Raw genomic sequence first — 16694 nt, forward strand, 5'->3', positions numbered from 1 at the left:
CCGCTTCTCTACAAGCACACCCATATTAGCCACTGCCACAGCCCGCGCGAGGGCCGATTCAACCAGATTGGCTAACCGAATCTCTGCGCAGCGGCTGGCACATGCAGTGCACACCGCCGCCGCCCGGCGTGATCATGGAGATATCGGGGTCTATCACCTCCAGGCCGTGGGCGCGGCACTTCTCCGCCAGGCCCTTATTGGCCCTGGGCAGCATTACGCGGTCATTGCCCAGGGCCACCACATTCACCCCCAGTTCCAGCACCTGCGGGAAAGGGATATCGATAATCTCGATATTGCGGCTCCCGAACCACTGCACCAGCTCCGGCTCCACCGCATCCACACAGATGGCGGCGAGTTTTTCCGCGAGCATGGCCACCATGACGTCGATATGCAGGAAGAAGGGATCGAACTGGTAGCCCTTCACTTCCCAGCCCTCTTTTTCCACCCAGCGCTTCATCTGCTGGAACCCCTGGGGGCTGGTGCGCTCGCCGGAGTAACCACAGAGGATGACGCCGGGTTCCAGCACCATGAAGTCCCCTCCCTCCAGGGAACCGGCAGTGATTACGTCGTAGATGGGAATATCCAACTCCGCGTACTTTTTCACGATCGGCACCCATTCGCCGCGGCGCCAGGGGCTGTACAGTTGGGTCACGATAGGGCCCCAGGGAGTCATTACCGAGGAATCGCGGCCGTAAATCTGGTAGGGCAAACTGCTGTCCGGCGGGATAAGGTGGGTGTTGACCCCGGCGTGGCGGTAGGCGTCGAGCATTTCCGCGTGCTGGGCGGCGGCCACCTTGTGGTCGAACACAAGCCCCAGGCGCTCGGCGCGGCGGGCACTGGCATTGCCGGTGCGCCAGCTGAAGTTATCCACCGGGCCGATCAGCACGTCGCGCAGCAGACCGTATTCGGAGTCCATACCCCAGTTTTCAAGGGGTTCGGTGCCGCCCTCTTCTTTGCGGCGGCGGAGAGTGAATTCTTTCATTTATTTTCGTTCCGGATTTGTTTTCGGTGGTTTGGGGCGGGCCTGTGGCCCGCAAGCCGAGTTGGGCCCTCTCCTCCGGCCCCAATGACTCGCACCGTCCCTGGTGCTCGCCCGCTTCGCGGGCGCCTTCGGCGTCCAAATTTGATCCCTTCAAATTTGTCCCGCAAGCGGGAGAGGGGAAGTTAAGAAGCTGTGCCGGCGCGGGCCAGCATGGCCTGCAACAGCACGTTGCAACCGGCCTCCAGGTGATCCGGTTCGGCGGATTCGGCCTCGTTGTGGGAGAGGCCGCCGGCGCAGGGTACGAAGATCATCGACACCGGTGCCACGCGGGAGACGTAGACCGAGTCGTGACCGGCCCCGGAGACCATTTTGCGGTGGCTGTAGCCCAGGGCTTTGGCGGCGGCGTCCACGGCTTCGATGCAGTGGGAATCGAAGACCACCGGCGGAGAGTGCCACTCCTCGCGCACATCGATCGAGACTCCGGTGGCCTCTTCGACCTGGTCCGCCATGCGGTACAGGGTGCGGTGAAGGTGCTCCAACCCCGCTGGCTGCGGGTGGCGCAGGTCCAGGGCCAGCACGACCTTTTCCGGCACCGTGTTGCGGCTGCCGGGCTCGGCGCGCAGATCGCCGCAGGTCATACGCGCGTCGTCGCCGTAGGCTTTCACTTCGCTGTAGAGGCGCTCGCACAACAGCGCCAGCGCCTGCACCGGATCGCGGCGATCGGCCATGGGTGTGGGGCCGGCGTGGCAGGGTGTGCCGTGGAAGGTGACGTCGTACCAGCGAATGCCCTGGACGCCGGTGACCACGCCGATCACTTCGTTCTTTTTTTCCAGTATCGGGCCCTGCTCGATATGTGCCTCGAAGGCGGCGGCTATGGGCTTGGGCTCGGCGGGTTCCTCGCCCAGGTAGCCGATACGCCTCAGTTCTTCGCCGATGGTCGCGCCGGATTTGTCCGCACGGCCGTGGCCGTATTCGAGGCTGAACTCCCCGGCCCAGACGCCGGAGCCGATCATCGCCGGGGAGAAGCGCGCACCCTCCTCGTTGGTCCACACCACCAGTTCCAGCGGTGCGCGGGTCCGCACGCCCTGGTCCTCCAGGGTGCGCAACACTTCCAGCCCAGCGAGCACGCCGTAGACGCCGTCGAACTTGCCCCCGGTGGGCTGGGTATCCAGATGCGAACCGGTGACCACCGGCGGCGCGTCCGGCTCGCTGCCGGCGCGGCGGACGAAGATATTGCCCATGCGGTCGATGCGGATCTCGCAGCCGATCTCGCGGCACCACTGCAAAAACAGGTCGCGGCCCCGTTTGTCCTCATCGGTCAGTGCCTGGCGGTTGCAGCCGCCGGCGGGGGTGGCGCCGATACGGGCCATTTCCATCAGGCTGGCCCACAGGCGGGCGCCATCGATTCGCAGAGATTGCGCAGTACTTTCCATTCGTATGGCTCCAAACCTTATAATGGCACCGATATTAATATGTTTTCCGCAATTTTAGTTTTGAAGCGGGCGGTTTAAAGAGCGGTTTATTTCGCCGTCGCTCGCTTCTCGAGCAGGTTCTTTCCCTATGACCGTTACCTACAGTTCCTACCTAAAAGTAGACGAGCTGCTGCAGTGCCAACAGCCCCTGTCCGAGGGACCCGAGCACGACGAGCTGCTGTTTATCGTGATTCACCAGAGCTACGAATTGTGGTTCAAGCAACTGCTGCACGAACTGGACTTTCTCGTGCGCCTGTTCAATGGCGGCGAGCGCAACCGCGCGCTGCACACTCTGAAGCGGGTGGAAACCATCTACCACACCCTGATCCAGCAGGTGGACATCCTGGAGACGCTGACCCCGCTGGAGTTCATGTCTTTCCGCGACCGCCTGGCGAGCGCCAGTGGCTTCCAGTCGTTCCAGTTCCGCGAGTTGGAATTCCTGTTCGGCGCCAAGGACCCGAAGAAGCTGGAAAACTACAAGCCGGGCTCGGAGCACTACCAGCGGCTGGAGAGGCGCCTGCAGGCACCAACTCTGTGGGATGCCTTTTTGAACTTCCTCGCCCAGGAGGGGCACGAGATTCCCCAGAGCGAACTGGAGCGGGATTTCAGCCGGGTGACGGAGCCCTCACGGGCGGTGCAGAAGGTGCTGATCGACGTGTACCGCAATGATCCGCTGGTGAGCGAGATCTGCGAAGCGCTGGTGGATATCGACGCCTCGCTGCAGCAGTGGCGCTACCGCCATGTGAAAATGGTGGAGCGCACCATCGGCAGCAAGATGGGCACCGGCGGTTCCAGCGGTGTGGGGTACCTGCAGAGCACGCTGTTCAAGCCGGTGTTTCCGGATCTGTGGGCGATTCGGGCGGAGCTTTAATTCGGGACTCGGGACAAAATTGTCGGGAACAATTTTGGACGCCGAAGGCGCCCGCAACGCGGGTGAGCGCCAGGGACAAATCCGCCAGGAGCGGATTTGAGCAGCTTTAGCTGGCCGAAGGCCGAGGCACAAGGATGTGCCGAGCTATCGTGCGAATCACTCGGGACTCGCAATGATTGTGCGTTATTGCGCATTGTAGGAGCGGCGGGACGACCATCCGCCGCTGGCGCGATAGCGGGCCTGCGGCCCGCGTGCCGAGCTGGAGCTCGGCGTTCCCAGGGAGCCGCTACAAGGGGAAGGGATAAGAGATAGATATTGGAGGTATAAAAAAAGCCAGCGCGAAGCTGGCTTTTGTGCGTCCACCGGAGGCTTAGCCCTCGTAGGGTACCAGGGATACCTGGATTCCCGCGTTCACTTCCTTGGCCGCGTCGGCAATCTGCACATAGGTGTTCGCACTGGACTTGTTGTGCGCGCGCACGATCACCATGGCCTCGGGATTCTCCGCAAACAGCTGGGCGATACGGGCGCGGACCGCGCGGCTGTCGATGCGGCTGGAACCCAGCCATATCTCGTTGTTGGCCTCCACCGTCAGCAGGATATTCTGCTTGTCCTTGGGCGGCTCAGATTCGGTCTGATCCGGATCGGGTACGTTCACATCCAGCGCCTTCTCTTTAACAAAGGACGCTGTCACGATAAAGAAGATCAGCATGATAAATACGACGTCCAACATGGGCGTCAGGTCGATATCGGCTTTTTCCTCTTCTGCAGCCTTACCGCGTCGTCTACTCATAAAACACCGTACAATTAGCTAAATGCAAATGGCGCCGGGTTGACCGGTCTAATCAGGTGGGCAAGATTGCCGGGAAATTGCCGGCATTGCAAGTGAAACCTGCAATCCGGGACAAAATCCATTTTAAATCAATAAGTTACAGCTCAACCCCAACCGGTCAGATCAATATTTGACCAGCTATTTTCCGGCCCGTTCGGCCAGGTAACCCTGGTAGTCCGGCACCTCCCGCTCGAAACCGGCGTCCATCAGCGCCGACTGCACCATCATATCCGCGCTGCTGGAATTGCAGGCCACCGGGATGTTCCACACCGCGGCGATACGCAGCAGGGCCTTGACGTCCGGGTCGTGGGGCATGGGCTCGAAGGGGTCCCAGAAGAAGATCAGCAGGTCGATCTCCCCCTGGGCGATCCTCGCCCCCAGCTGTTGGTCCCCCCCCATGGGGCCGCTGAACAGCTTTTCCACCTCCAGCCCCGTGGCCGCTTCCAGCTGTGACCCGGTGGTTCCCGTCGCCAGCAGGCGGTGCCGTTCGAGCAGGCCGCGGTGGCGGTGGCACCACTGGACCAGGGCGCTCTTGCGATTGTCGTGGGCCACCAGGGCCACCCGCTTGGTGGCCGGCAAGGGTTGCGCGATAAACTCCATGGTTTCCTCGGTTCTTTCTTACATCGTAACTGCTCACCCCTGTAGGAACGGCGGGGCGGCCATCCGACATGCCCGCGAACAGAGGCCAATCGCGGGCATGGCCCGCTCCTACAGGGTGATTCCCTTAACCCAATGCAGGTTTCCTGTGAGTGAGTAGTTACCTTATATCTTGAATTCGGCGGCCACCCGCCGGAAATCTCACCCGTCTCCCAGCCGCAGGCCGCGACCGCGCACCTGGCCTTCCCATACCTGGCGCAGCTCTTTATAGCCGCCTTCACCATCCGGAGTGACCGCGTAGAAACGGTAATCGCCCATCACATTACCGCTATCTTTGTCCCGCAGGAAGCGCAGAGTAACGAAACCCTGCTCCCAGGCCGCGAATACGGCACCCTCCGCCCCGTAGATGTGGTAGTCCTCGTCTTCCTGTTCGTCGCCCTTCAGGTGGGACAACTTGCCGGCGGCGCCGCTGACCAACTGGCGTGTTCCTTTATAGTCGCCTTCGTCGGACAGGTAGTGGTCGTGGCCGGCGATATACAGATCCACCTTGCCGAATACCTCGTCGCGCAGAAACAGGGCTTCACCGTAGCCGGCGTCCCCGTGGCGACCGGAACTCATCAACGGGTGGTGCCCCAGCACCAACGAAAACCCGCAGCGGTCTTTCTGCGCCTCCATCGCCCGGCGCAGCCACATGGTCTCGGCAAAGCGCTTGTGAATAAAGTAGAGCTTGTTGTACCAGGTGGTTTCCAGGCTGAAGATACAGATATCGCCCCAGCGCTCGGCGTAATGCCAATTGGGAAACACGATATCGGGGTTCTCCGCGGCCACCTGCAGCCAGGCACCGGCGTTCTGCTTGTGGTCGTGATTGCCCATCACCAGGTAAAAGGGGATGCCCTTGCCGAGCAACTCGGCGTAGGGTTGCATAAAGTTGGACTGCAGCATCGGATCCTGGGGGCTGGTGATACCGGAAGGGTAGATGACATCCCCGACCACCCGGATCTGGTCACAGTCCATGGCCTGCAGCGCCCGGGCCACCGCCCGCTGGTTTTCATCACCGGTGCCGGGGTCGCCGATGATGCAGATCAACTGGCCGTCTTTCACCAGGGAGTCGGGGTGCTGCTCCAGCCAGGAACGGGAATCGCCACAGGCGCTCAGCAGGGAGAGTAATAAGAGCAGAGGTACGAAGCGCATAAACAGCCAGTCCGGATTGTACAGCGGGTTGCGCTTCCTGCTGCTGCGCCCGCGGTCATTATTTTTCGTGGCAGCTCCCTTTGTCGGAACCGGGCTGCAATTTACCCAGTTTCGCCACACAACTGCAAGTATTCGCCGCCCGCCCTCGGCAGAGCGGCGCCCGGATCGTTATAATGCGCGGCATTTTCCATCGGAGGAGTTGTGCAATGAGTGTCGGCGCCTGGGAACCAGAGAAAGCACCACAACAGGGCGGCGAGGGGGAAAAGATTAACCGGGAATTGTTACAGCGGTATATCTCCGCCGTACAGTCCGCCGCCCCGCTGCCTGAAAGCCTGTCCCCGGAGGATCGGCAGGCCTCGTACCTGATGCGCCTGCCGGCGCAGCGCTGGCGGGAGGAGAGCGAAGCCTGGGACGAAGAGCAGCTCTGGCAATTGATCCGTTTTTTCACTCTGGCCGAGGCGCAGCTCCCCGGCTGGGACGCCGGCGCCGAGTCACCGGTGATCCCGCTGGCCAAGTCCCTGCGCCACCGCGGGGCATCCCTGGACAGGGACCGGTTGCTGTGGATCAAACAGCACTCGGACAATCGCTATCTGCCCTACGGGCCTCTCTGACGAGTGGTGAGTATAGGGTGCGCCTAGCCAAAGATGCGAGGCCGCCATGGATGGCGGTGTGCCGCCCAGCGGTGTGCCGCCCAGCGGTGTGCCGCCCAGCGGTCTTGCAGACCAAATTGCCGGGAGCAATTTGGCACAGCGATGCTGCCCGTAGGGTCGGGCACATGGATGTGCCCGGTGCAAACGCATGGAGCCGTTGTCTGCCACGGCGCACCCTACACAAGTGAAGTCCTATCACATATCGCCAGCCGCTCACTCCAGCGGGACAACTGCCCTTTCAACAAATCCACATCTCCCGGGGTGCGATAGTTACCCGGCAGATGTCGCCAAAGCACGAAACCCTCACTGTCCAGCAGCCATAAACCGGGGCGACAGGCCCCCGCAGTGGCTGTGGGAGGCCTGAGCAGGCGCAGCCACAGCGGCTGTCCGCCGGCGGCGACAAAGAGCCGGTTGGCCTCCTTCTCCGCCAGCTGAACAATTTCCGGTAGCTGCCCGCCGCGCCACAATTGCGTCCACCTTGCTTTATCCTCTGTGCTGAACAAAACCAGCCGGGCGTTGTAGCGATTCAACAGCTCGCCCAGTTCCGGCAACTGCGACAACAGGGCACGACTGTCCGCGCAAAAGGTGCCGCGCAGAAATACCAGCACCAGCCCCTCGATATTTCCCTCATCTCCCCCGGCTGCCGGGTCCCATCGCTGCCCCTCCACGGTGCATAGCGGGGGAAACCGCCCATTGACCTTCGGCATTTCCGGCTGGCGCAATGCGGAGATGTGAAAAAGGTAGGCCAACAGGATGAACAGGTTGTAAATCGCCAGGTATGTGGGCTCTCCCTTGCCGGTGTCGGTGACGAGCGCAACCGCCAGCCCGAGCAGAACCGCCGCAAATGCCGGATCTTCACGCAGTGAACCGCGATATCCGGCCGGCCGCCACCAGCGCAGGATCATCCACACCGGGAGTGCCAGGGCGTTTATTGCTAACCCCAGCCAGGCGATGTCGCCGGTGGAAATCCACCGGAACAGAGCCCAAAAACCGCAGCTGTAGAGCCAGATAAAAGCGAGAATGGTAAAAAAACTATTAAATTTATTCATTGCGGGGTAAAAATCCCTTAAAACACTTGCATTCCAGTATATAAATAAGCTGCAATTAGCACGATGATTTTCAGTCATCCATAACAACTCTTAAATACAGGGAAATTTTTATGGCTCCACGTAAAAAAACTTCGACAATCAGTCCTGTCGCCAAACTGGAGGCGGAGCTCAGCGCTCTGAAATCCAAACTGGAGGAGGCGCGCACAAAACAGCAAAAGGATGTGGCCAAAGCTGCCGATAAATTAGCCAAGGATGCCGCCAAAGCCTCCGCCAAAGCCAAAACCGCACAGGAGAAGGTAAAAGCCGTACGGGCGAAGAAGAAAACCCCGGCACAGCAGAAGCAGCTGAAAGCCGCCACCGCCGCCGCCGCCGCGGCCAAGAAAGTGGCTGCCGAAGCCAAGGCCGCTGCAACCGAGGCCAAGAACCAGCTGGCCACCATCGAATCGGAAAACAAGCTGGCCACCAAGGTGGCTAAAGCCGTAGCCAAGGAAAAGGCGGCTATCACCAGGAAGCTGTCCGCTGCGGAGAAGAAGAAAGCCGCTGCCAAGGCCAAGAAAGAGGCGGCAAAGGCCAAGAAGAAGGCTGCAGCAGACAAGAAGAAAGCCGCTGCTGCCGCCAAGAAGAAAGCCATTGCAGAGCGCAAGAAAGCCGCCGCCGACAAGAAGAAGGCCGCAATCAAAGCCAAAAAGGCAGCCGCCAAGGCCAAGGCTGCAGCGAAGAAATCCAAAGCTCCGGGCCGCCCCAGGAAGGCCGCTACTGAGGGGAAACGTCCAGGCCGCCCCCCGAAGAAGGCCACCACGGCGAAGAAGCGTCCAGGCCGCCCCCCGAAGGAGGCCACCACTGTGTCAAAAGGCCCGGGCCGCCCGAGGAAGGCCACTGCTGTAAAGAGAGGCCGCGGTCGTCCGCCGAAGAAGGCGTAAGGACGGCCCCTGTAGTTGCCCGTTATGGAAGGCGAGCACAAGACCACAAAAAACCCGGCTTCCGCCGGGTTTTTTGTGGTCGGTGGATTGTAGATAAATCAAGCTCTGGTCATACCGGCGCATGCCGCTATCCAGTCCTGTGGCACCTGGCGGGTCCGGCATGACGTTCCTGCGCCGGAACGACGACAATGCGCCGTAGGGGCGAACCTTATGCCCCTACATCCCGAGCCCCGAGAACAGCGGGCCTTCGGCCCGAGTGCCGAGCTGGGGCTCGGCGCTCCCGGGTTAATTCAACCGCGCCCGCCTTATCTGATGATCCCGCCCCAGCTCCAGCACGCAGTCCGCCCTGGACGGCATCTCGGCCAGCAGGTTGCGGGTGATTCGCTCGTAGTGCTGGACGAAACGCGCTATTTCGTCGTCGCTCATGCCGCTGCCGCGGCGCGCCCGCAGTTTTCTCTCCTGCAGCCGGCGCCATTCCAGCACGCACGCCATATCCGGCACCTTCAACATCACCAGGGTATCCAGCGGCGCGAACAACTGTCGGTAGGGGCCCTCCAACTGCGCATTCACGTAATTGCGCCAGACGCCCCGGCTGTCCTCCTCCCGCTCCAGCGCATTGATCGGTTCAGAGCCGTTTTCCCAGGGCCTGGCGCCCACACACCAGCCTTCGAACAGGAGAATATCCACCGGCCCTCTATGACGCGGCCACAGGCCCTCGGGCGTGCGCTCGTCGGTGGATTTGTCGAAATGGGGAATCGCGATCTCGGTGTCGCCATCGCTGTTGCACAGGCGTGAGATCGTCTCCAGCCCCAGGGATACATCGTGGGTACCCGGCACACCGCGGGTCTCCAGCAGTGGATGCACCTGTTGCGCGAGCTGCCGGCGCTCGATCCTGGTGAGATAAATGTCGTCCAGGGAAAAACCCGCGCTGCGAAACCCCAGATGTTCCCAGACCAGTTGCAGGAAGTCCGTGAGAGTGGATTTGCCGGAACCCTGGCCGCCGCAGATACCCACGACGAGGGTTTTATTACTCTCCTTGCGCTCCGCCAGCCACAGCGCCAGCGGCACATAGTAGTGCTCCACCTGGTGGCGGAACGACGCCGGCAACTGGTGGTCGGAAATAAAGTCGTCGATTTCAGACCGCAGCCGTTCGCACAGCCGTTCCGCCTGTTCGGTGATCGCAGTTGGCCATTCGCTCGCCATCTATACCGGCTCCCCTGTTTCGGGGCGGCGCTTATCCGCCCGGTTTCGCCTCTACAGATCGTTTAGCCCTCGCCTCCCTTGTCCCAGGGGGACGCCGCGGTGGCAAAACGCTGCGCAGCAGTTCCCGCAGGCGCCCGGGCAGTACCAGCATAACCGGAGTTACGATCAATGTAAGCAGGGTGGAAAAGGTGAGGCCGTAGACGATGGCGCTGGCCAGCTTCACCCAGAATGAGGCGATCACACCGCCCACTACGATATTGCGCCCCACCATATCCACGCTCACCCCCAGCGCCAACGGCAGCAGGCCGAGAATGGTGGTGGCGGTGGTGAGGAACACCGGGCGCAGCCGCTGTGCCGCGGCCTTGACCGCCGCCCCGGCGGGCGGCAGTTCCGGCTCGGCTCCGCGCACATGGTTATAGGTGTCGATCAGCACGATATTGTTGTTCACCACGATACCGGCCAGCGCCACTATACCCACTCCGGTCATGATCACGCTAAAGGTGCTCTGGGTGAGAGTGAGCCCCAGCATCACACCGAGGGTGGACATCACCACCGAGGACAGAATCAGCAGCGACTGGTAGAAACTGTTGAACTGGGTCACCAACAGGATAAACATCAGGAACAGCGAAAGCAGGAAAGCCACCGCGAGAAAGCTGAGCGACTCGTTCTGTTCCTCATCGGCACCGCGGAACAGCAAATCCACCCCGCCGTCCACCGGGTGCTCTTCCAGCCAGGCGCGGATCTCCCGGACCTTGTCGTCCGCCAGTACCCCCTCCCGCACATCGGCTTTGACCTGCATGCGGGTGGTGCCGTCGATGCGTTCGATTTTATCCACCTCGGGCCTGGCTTCGGTACGCACGAAACTGCTGACCGGCACCGCGCCGCGGGGGGTATTCACTTTGAGCTGTTCCAGCGCGGCGATACCGCGGGCGCTCTCGGGATAGCGGATGCGGATATCCACCTCCTCATCGGTATCGTCCGGGCGGTACTCGGCCATCAACACGCCGTTGGTAACCAGTTGCACCGCACGACCCACCTGTGTGAGATCGGCACCGTAGAGCGCAGCCTTGGCCCGGTCCACCTGCACCTCCCACTGGATACCCGGCAGCGGCGCGGTATTGACGATATCCCGCAAACCGCCGAAGTCATTCTCCAGCGCCCGGTGCAGGCGCCAGGTTTCCGCCAGGAGCTTGTGGTAATTTCGCGAACGCAGTTCCAGCACAATATCCTTGCCCACCGGTGGACCGCCCTCGAATAGTTTGGCAGTCACTTTAATTCCGGGGAAATGTGCGGTTCGCGCGCGCAGGTCGGCAAAAATCTCCCGGCTGCGGCGCTCGCGCTCCTGCGCCGGCAGCAGCTCCACCAGCATGTTGGCGATCTGGTCCGGCGCCCGCTCGGTATTGCCGGACAGACCGCCGGAACCGATCGCGGTGTAGGCCACCCGCACTTCCGGTACTTCCAGCACCGCGCGCTCCACCTGCGCGACCAGGGTTTTCTTTTCCTCCACCGATAAATTGCCCTGCGCGCGGACTTCCACGTTGCCGTACTGTTCTTCGGTCTCGGTAAAAAACTCCACCCCGGCGCCGAAGCGGCCGAAGGCAAAAAAGATACAGACCAGCATCAGCAGCGTGGTGGCAAAAGCCGCGAGCGGGCGATGCACCACCCACTCCAAAGCGCGCGCATAGGCGCCGGTAACACCGCCGAGCGCCGCGGGCCGTCCCTCTTCCAGTTCCCGAAGGTATTGCCGGGCCGACGGGTCCAGCGCGCTCCTGCCGAACATGGCCCCCAACACCGGGGCAAAAAACAGCGCGTAGAGCAGCGAGCCGGAGAGCACCGCAAACACCGTCACCGGCAGGTAGCGCATAAACTCACCCACGACACCGGGCCAGAACATGATCGGCAGAAAGGCCGCCAGGGTGGTGCCGGTGGAGGCCACCACCGGCCAGAACATGCGCCGCGCCGAAGCTACATAGGCGTCGCGCGCGGACAGCCCCTCGGCCATTTTTCGGTCGGCGAATTCTGTGATCACAATCGAGCCGTCGATCAGCATGCCCAGCGCCAGCAGCATGCCGAACATCACCATAAAATTGAACGAGTAGCCCAGATACCAGGTGACAATGGAGCCGAACAGCAGCGAGAAGGGAATGCCCAGGCCCACCAGCATACCGGAGCGAAAACCCAGCGCCGCCACCACGATGACCATTACCAGCAGCATCGCGGTGAGAATATTGCCCTGCATCTCGCTGACCATATCCCGCGCGAACTGGGATTGGTCGAAGACGAAATCCACCTCGACACCCCGCGGCAGGTACTGCAGTTCCTCCCGCACCAGGGCGCGCACCGCGTCCGCCACTTCCACCGAGCTGGCGCCGCTGCGTTTTTCCACGTTGATCGCCAGCCCCTGGCGGCCGTTGACGCTGGTGTAACTGGAAGCGTCCTTGAAGGTGCGGCGAATTTCGGTGACATCGCCCAGGGTCACCACACCGCGGGCGGAATTCTTCAGGGGAATTTCGTATACATCCTGCGCCGATTCGATCAGCCCCGGCACCTTGACGGAAAAGCGGCCCCGGTCGGTCTCCAGTTCGCCGGCGGGAATCAGCAGGTTGTTGTTCAGCACCGCGTTGATCAACTCGCCGCTGGTCACTCCATAATGCTCCAGTCGCACCGGATCGATAGTGGCTTCCACCACCTCCTCGCGGTTGCCGCGGAGGTCGGCACTCAGTACCGAACTCAGGTTTTCGATCTTGCGTTGCAGGTGCTGCGCGCTCTGCAGCAACACCCGCTCGCCCACCCGTTCACCGGCCAGGGTAACCACGATTGCCGGGAACGGCTGTGCCGAGGCTTCCTCGACAACCGGCTCCTCCGCGTCCCGCGGCAGTTCCGCCTTGGCCCGGTCCACGGCGTTGCGAACTTCGTCCACCGCGTCGTCCACGTCCATGGCGGCATCGAATTCAATCACCAGATACGCCATGGATTCCCGCGCGGTGGAAATTATTTCCTCCACGCCTTCGAGAGCGCGCATCTCCTGTTCCAGTGGGCGCACCAGCAGGCGCACGCCGTCCTCCGGGGAAATCCCCTCGTGGGTCACCTGCACGATCACCACCGGTGGATTCACCTCCGGGCTGGATTCCACGGTCATGCCCACCCGCGCCGCCAGGCCGACGAGCACAATCAACAGCATCAGGCTGATGGAGCTGCGGCTGCGATCTATGGCGCTGTCCAGCAATTTCATTGCGCGTCACCCCCGTCCGGTGACACCACTTCACTCGCCGCGGGCAGCACCTCCACTGCGGCTTCGCCGGGCGCGGGCAGGTCGCCCTCTCCGGGCTCAAATGCCACACTGACAACCTCGCCGACGGAGACATATTCCTGGCCGACCGTGATCAGCGTGACCCGGGGCGGCAGGCCTCCAACCCAGACACCTTCGTCCGCGTCCCCAAACAGCTCGACGTTGGCGAAACCCACCCGGTTGCCGGCATCGAGGATACGCACGCCCAGGTCGCCGCGGTCGTCGAGAGTCAACAGTGAGGCATTGATCCGGTGCGCCAATATCTCACCGGTGGGCAGCGCCAGGCGCCCGCTGAGTCCCGCGCGCAATGCGGCCGAGGAATTCTCCACCGCCACTTCCACCCGAAAGGCGCGGGTCAGTTCGTCCGCTTGCCGGCTGATATAGCGCAGGCGCCCTCGCACTGTCTGCCCACCCTGCAGCTGCGCACTGGCAGGGCCGCCGATAGTGAGGCCGCCCACCTGCGCTTCGGACACCTCGCCCACCACCAGTATCGGGTCCAGGTCCAGCAGGGTGGCGCACTCCTCGCCGCGGCGAATGAAATCCCCCAGTTCCACCGCGCGGCTGTTGACCACGCCATCGAAGGGCGCGCGGATTTTCAGGTTGTCCACCGCCACTTGGACCCGCTTGAATTCCGCCCGCGCGTCGGCCAGTGCCACTTCCCGCCCGGCCAGGTCGGTGTTCGACTGCAGCCCCTTTTTCTTCAGCCGCTGAGCGCCCTGGTAATCCAGCTCCGCCTTATGCAGCGCGGCTTTGGCCCGGACCAGGTTTTCCGGCCGGTCCTCCGCTTCGATCTCGCAGATCACCTCGCCCTGCCTGACCGCACGGCCCTCCTCCACCGGCAGCGCGACGATGGCACCGTCCAGTTCCGCGCGCAGGCGCACGCTGCGGTTCGGTTCCGTGCGGCTGTTGACCTGTACGCGAGTGGTGTAGGGCCGGGCTCGCAGCCTTTTCGCCTGTACCCGCAGCAATTCGCCGGCAGCGGTTACCCGGCTGTCGCCGTTCTCCGACGCCGGCGATTGTCCATCGGAAAATACCAGGCCGCTCAACAGCCACAGCAGGGCCAACAGGGCGATGATCGCAGCCACACGGTAATTGCGCTGCCGCCAGAAGGTTGCAAAAACATTCATCTCGAGAACCTTGCGGAGGGGAAAATCCAGCTTCCGCCAAAACCTCCGTATTCCGGCAGAAGGCAAATTGTAGGCGGCGGGTGCGACCTGCGCAGCGAACATTTCTAGCGGAATGTGAAATTCACAAGGGTTATCGACTCGTCATACCGGCGCAGGCCGGTATCCAGCCCAGCGGCTCCTGGGTTCCGGCCTGCGCCGGAACGACGAAAGAACGTTGTAGGGAGGCAAATCTTGTGTCCGCTCCTAAGTCCGAGTCCCGACCATCAGGAAAGCATCGATTCGAGGAAGTCGGACATATCGGAACTCTCGTCCACCAGTTCGCCGCTGCCGAACTCCGCATTCCAGTCCAGCAGGATTCGCGCCAGGGCGCGGGCCTGGTCCGCGAGCGCCAGCAGTTCCTCGCGGCAGTTTTTTGGCCCGGTATACAACTTCAGTTTGCGGTGGCTGTCGGCCAGTTGGTGGGAGGGGTATTTGGAGCGATAGACTTCCAGCTTCCAGCGCAGGGAGTGCACCATATTGCGGTAAAACACCAGTTTGGTGGGCAGCTGCAGCAGGGAGAAATCCTCCAGGTCACCGAACAGGGTACAGTCCACTGCCAGAACCTGGGTATCGCGACTGGCCGGCGCCGCCACGACGGTGGCACTGCGCGGCTCCGCCAGCAGCATGGACAGATCACCGAATACCTCGCCGGGACGGATCACCGCCAGCGGACGTTCCCCCGCGTCGATTTTCCCCGTCGCAGCACTCTCGACATGTACCTGCAGTTCACCGCGCAACAGGAAGTACACCCACTGGTCCACATCCCCGGCGTTCAATAAGTGTTCACCCGACTGCAGACTCACAAGCTGAGAACGCTTGAACAATACGTCGTACTGCCACTCGCTGGTGGCGCGGATATCGCGAAACAGGTGAATGACATTGAGCAGGCGGTCCACCGCATCCCGCGGATAATCACTAAGTGGCTTACTTTCCATTCGTCACGGATTACATATCGATTGAAAAAAATTATATTGCAGCAACAGACCCAGCGCATTCTATCGGCGGGGTGACCGCTGTCCCCCCCGCAAATCGCCAAATTTGAGAAAACGGGACATTCTACCCATTTCGGGCTTGAACTCCATTGCAGTTGCAGTAGAGTTAGGCTGAGTCCAGATTAATTCTGTCAAACAGTGTCACTGTGTAGCCTATTTTTTAATCTGGCCGGCGCGCCTCGGGGGAGGGGGCGCCAAAACTCTTATCCGCCGGAAACTTCCCATCCGGAAAAACAGACGCCGAAAAACAATGAAACCGACAACACTCGTCACCGTCCTGTTGGTGTTTGCCACGGCACTATCCGCCAAAGCCGCACCTCTGCTGAACGGGCTCGCTCTGGAGCAACAATTCAACAAAGACCGTTTTATCGCCGCGGTTTACTCTGACACCCTCGCCACCAGCGCCGGCACATTGCTGGACAACAACACCTCCCGCCGCCTGGAAGTGCGTATCCTGGCCGACAGCCTGTCTGCGCGCAGCCTCCGCAACCAGTGGATGGAGGGTATCGCGATCAACAACCGGGGGGATGTCCTGAGCGGCCAGGCGGAGAACATGGTGACCTTCGCCAACCTCTTCTCGGGCCGGCTGAAGAAGGGGGATCAGCTCAGTGTGGCCTTTGCCGCGAACAGCGGCACCACCAGCGTAGCCCTGAACGGCCTGCCCCTCGGCAAAATCGAGGACCGCGGCTTCTTCAACACCTTGCTGCGCGCCTGGATCGGGCCGGTGCCCCCCTCCTCTGATTTTCGCGAAGGCCTGCTGGCCGAGGGGCAGGTCCCCTCATCGCTGCTGGGTCGCTACGAACTGCTCGAGCCCAGTCAGGAGCGGATCGCACAGCTGACCAGCCAGTTGGAAGCGCGGGAGGCCAAAGCGGAAAAGGCGGCAACAGCGGAACAGCAAGTGGCCGCAGCCAAACCCGCGGCGGCCAAACCTGCAGCGGAGAAACCGGCGCCGATCCCCGATATTCCTCCGCCCACCGTCGCCTCCGCAGGCGGAGGGGCGCAGGCAGCGGCAACGGCAGCGGCCAAAGCCGCCCCCCAGCCCTCCAAACCACAGGCGACAGCCAAGAGCCGTCCCCCGGCTCCGGAAGAAGAGGAACTGGAAGAGGAGGAAGAGGAAGCTCCGCTCACCGCCGACATTATCCTCGCCCGCCAGCTCTACCATTCCATGCTGCTGCGCCATACCTTCAAGAACACCAGCTATCCCAAGCGCGCCCAGGAGCGCGGGCAGGAAGGCAGCGTACGACTGAACGTGGTCATCGACGCCGGGGGACGGGTAAAGGATATCCAGACGGTACAGGAAGCCCGCTACTCCAGCCTCAACCGCGCGGCCCGCGAGGCCATCGAGCGCTCCAGTCCCTACCCGAAGGCGCCGGCGCAGCTGACCCAGAGCGAGTACCGCTTCACAGTGCCGATCACCTTCCGCCTGCCTGACTAGTTTGCCGGGCAGCTCCGCTGGCCGAAGGCCGGGCCACAGGATGTGGCC

At 62.0% G+C, this 16694-nt stretch carries 14 protein-coding genes; 4 read left to right on the forward strand and 10 right to left on the reverse strand.

The features are described from left to right. Positions 1-58 precede the first annotated feature (58 nt). A complete protein-coding gene (locus ACRC0P_RS06540) occupies positions 59-982 on the reverse strand; it encodes a dimethylarginine dimethylaminohydrolase family protein (RefSeq protein WP_438629109.1) in 924 nt (307 codons plus the stop codon). Between the two features lie 182 nt (positions 983-1164). Then, the gene (locus ACRC0P_RS06545; RefSeq protein ID WP_438629111.1) at positions 1165-2415 is read right to left on the reverse strand and encodes a Zn-dependent hydrolase; all 1251 of its coding nucleotides are present in this window, start codon (positions 2413-2415) and stop codon (positions 1165-1167) included. A gap of 127 nt (positions 2416-2542) precedes the next feature. Between ACRC0P_RS06545 and ACRC0P_RS06550 the strand changes: the two genes are divergently transcribed. Then, complete coding sequence (locus ACRC0P_RS06550) at positions 2543-3325, forward strand: tryptophan 2,3-dioxygenase (RefSeq protein WP_308363700.1); 783 nt, start codon at positions 2543-2545, stop codon at positions 3323-3325. Between the two features lie 370 nt (positions 3326-3695). Here the strand turns inward: ACRC0P_RS06550 and ACRC0P_RS06555 are convergent, their stop codons facing one another. The 3 genes from ACRC0P_RS06555 to ACRC0P_RS06565 form a co-directional block, all read right to left on the reverse strand. After that, the gene (locus ACRC0P_RS06555; protein WP_438629113.1) at positions 3696-4115 is read right to left on the reverse strand and encodes an ExbD/TolR family protein; all 420 of its coding nucleotides are present in this window, start codon (positions 4113-4115) and stop codon (positions 3696-3698) included. Between the two features lie 177 nt (positions 4116-4292). Then, entirely contained in the window at positions 4293-4754 is a 462-nt protein-coding gene (locus ACRC0P_RS06560; RefSeq protein ID WP_438629115.1) for a methylglyoxal synthase, read from the reverse strand. Between the two features lie 198 nt (positions 4755-4952). Next, entirely contained in the window at positions 4953-5942 is a 990-nt protein-coding gene (locus tag ACRC0P_RS06565) for a metallophosphoesterase (protein WP_438629117.1), read from the reverse strand. A gap of 206 nt (positions 5943-6148) precedes the next feature. Here ACRC0P_RS06565 and ACRC0P_RS06570 point away from each other — a divergent pair, with 206 nt between their 5' ends. Then, complete coding sequence (locus ACRC0P_RS06570; protein ID WP_438629119.1) at positions 6149-6553, forward strand: hypothetical protein; 405 nt, start codon at positions 6149-6151, stop codon at positions 6551-6553. Between the two features lie 215 nt (positions 6554-6768). Here ACRC0P_RS06570 and ACRC0P_RS06575 read toward each other — a convergent pair whose 3' ends face one another. Further along, positions 6769-7641, reverse strand: a complete 873-nt coding sequence (locus ACRC0P_RS06575; protein WP_438629121.1) for a hypothetical protein — start codon at positions 7639-7641, stop codon at positions 6769-6771. Positions 7642-7751: 110 nt separating this feature from the next. On the opposite strand from ACRC0P_RS06575, the gene ACRC0P_RS06580 reads away from it, so the two are divergent. Beyond that, positions 7752-8561: a hypothetical protein gene (locus tag ACRC0P_RS06580; protein ID WP_438629123.1), complete on the forward strand. Its 810-nt coding sequence runs from the start codon at positions 7752-7754 to the stop codon at positions 8559-8561. A 285-nt stretch (positions 8562-8846) separates the two neighbouring features. Here ACRC0P_RS06580 and ACRC0P_RS06585 read toward each other — a convergent pair whose 3' ends face one another. From ACRC0P_RS06585 to ACRC0P_RS06600, 4 genes are all read right to left on the reverse strand, one after another. Beyond that, the gene (locus ACRC0P_RS06585) at positions 8847-9764 is read right to left on the reverse strand and encodes a phosphoribulokinase (RefSeq protein WP_438629124.1); all 918 of its coding nucleotides are present in this window, start codon (positions 9762-9764) and stop codon (positions 8847-8849) included. Between the two features lie 31 nt (positions 9765-9795). Next, positions 9796-12996, reverse strand: a complete 3201-nt coding sequence (locus tag ACRC0P_RS06590; protein ID WP_438629126.1) for an efflux RND transporter permease subunit — start codon at positions 12994-12996, stop codon at positions 9796-9798. Then, on the reverse strand, positions 12993-14180 hold the full coding sequence (locus ACRC0P_RS06595) for an efflux RND transporter periplasmic adaptor subunit (RefSeq protein ID WP_438629128.1): 1188 nt from the start codon (positions 14178-14180) through the stop codon (positions 12993-12995). Before ACRC0P_RS06595 ends, ACRC0P_RS06590 begins: the two co-directional genes overlap by 4 nt. A gap of 263 nt (positions 14181-14443) precedes the next feature. After that, a complete protein-coding gene (locus ACRC0P_RS06600; RefSeq protein WP_438629130.1) occupies positions 14444-15154 on the reverse strand; it encodes a cyclic nucleotide-binding domain-containing protein in 711 nt (236 codons plus the stop codon). A gap of 307 nt (positions 15155-15461) precedes the next feature. Between ACRC0P_RS06600 and ACRC0P_RS06605 the strand changes: the two genes are divergently transcribed. Beyond that, positions 15462-16646: a TonB family protein gene (locus ACRC0P_RS06605; protein WP_438629132.1), complete on the forward strand. Its 1185-nt coding sequence runs from the start codon at positions 15462-15464 to the stop codon at positions 16644-16646. Positions 16647-16694 lie beyond the last annotated feature (48 nt).

Origin of the sequence: Microbulbifer sp. (assembly GCF_051659245.1) — a bacterium.
Classification (GTDB): Bacteria; Pseudomonadota; Gammaproteobacteria; order Pseudomonadales; family Cellvibrionaceae; genus Microbulbifer.

Coding starts and splice junctions, on each gene's coding strand:
- ACRC0P_RS06545 (WP_438629111.1), bottom strand. CDS start 2,415: ATGGAAAGTACTGCGCAATCTCTGCGAATCGATGGCGCCCGCCTGTGG.
- ACRC0P_RS06580 (WP_438629123.1), top strand. CDS start 7,752: ATGGCTCCACGTAAAAAAACTTCGACAATCAGTCCTGTCGCCAAACTG.
- ACRC0P_RS06560 (WP_438629115.1), bottom strand. CDS start 4,754: ATGGAGTTTATCGCGCAACCCTTGCCGGCCACCAAGCGGGTGGCCCTG.
- ACRC0P_RS06585 (WP_438629124.1), bottom strand. CDS start 9,764: ATGGCGAGCGAATGGCCAACTGCGATCACCGAACAGGCGGAACGGCTG.
- ACRC0P_RS06605 (WP_438629132.1), top strand. CDS start 15,462: ATGAAACCGACAACACTCGTCACCGTCCTGTTGGTGTTTGCCACGGCA.
- ACRC0P_RS06575 (WP_438629121.1), bottom strand. CDS start 7,641: ATGAATAAATTTAATAGTTTTTTTACCATTCTCGCTTTTATCTGGCTC.
- ACRC0P_RS06570 (WP_438629119.1), top strand. CDS start 6,149: ATGAGTGTCGGCGCCTGGGAACCAGAGAAAGCACCACAACAGGGCGGC.
- ACRC0P_RS06565 (WP_438629117.1), bottom strand. CDS start 5,942: ATGCGCTTCGTACCTCTGCTCTTATTACTCTCCCTGCTGAGCGCCTGT.
- ACRC0P_RS06595 (WP_438629128.1), bottom strand. CDS start 14,180: ATGAATGTTTTTGCAACCTTCTGGCGGCAGCGCAATTACCGTGTGGCT.
- ACRC0P_RS06555 (WP_438629113.1), bottom strand. CDS start 4,115: ATGAGTAGACGACGCGGTAAGGCTGCAGAAGAGGAAAAAGCCGATATC.
- ACRC0P_RS06550 (WP_308363700.1), top strand. CDS start 2,543: ATGACCGTTACCTACAGTTCCTACCTAAAAGTAGACGAGCTGCTGCAG.
- ACRC0P_RS06590 (WP_438629126.1), bottom strand. CDS start 12,996: ATGAAATTGCTGGACAGCGCCATAGATCGCAGCCGCAGCTCCATCAGC.
- ACRC0P_RS06600 (WP_438629130.1), bottom strand. CDS start 15,154: ATGGAAAGTAAGCCACTTAGTGATTATCCGCGGGATGCGGTGGACCGC.
- ACRC0P_RS06540 (WP_438629109.1), bottom strand. CDS start 982: ATGAAAGAATTCACTCTCCGCCGCCGCAAAGAAGAGGGCGGCACCGAA.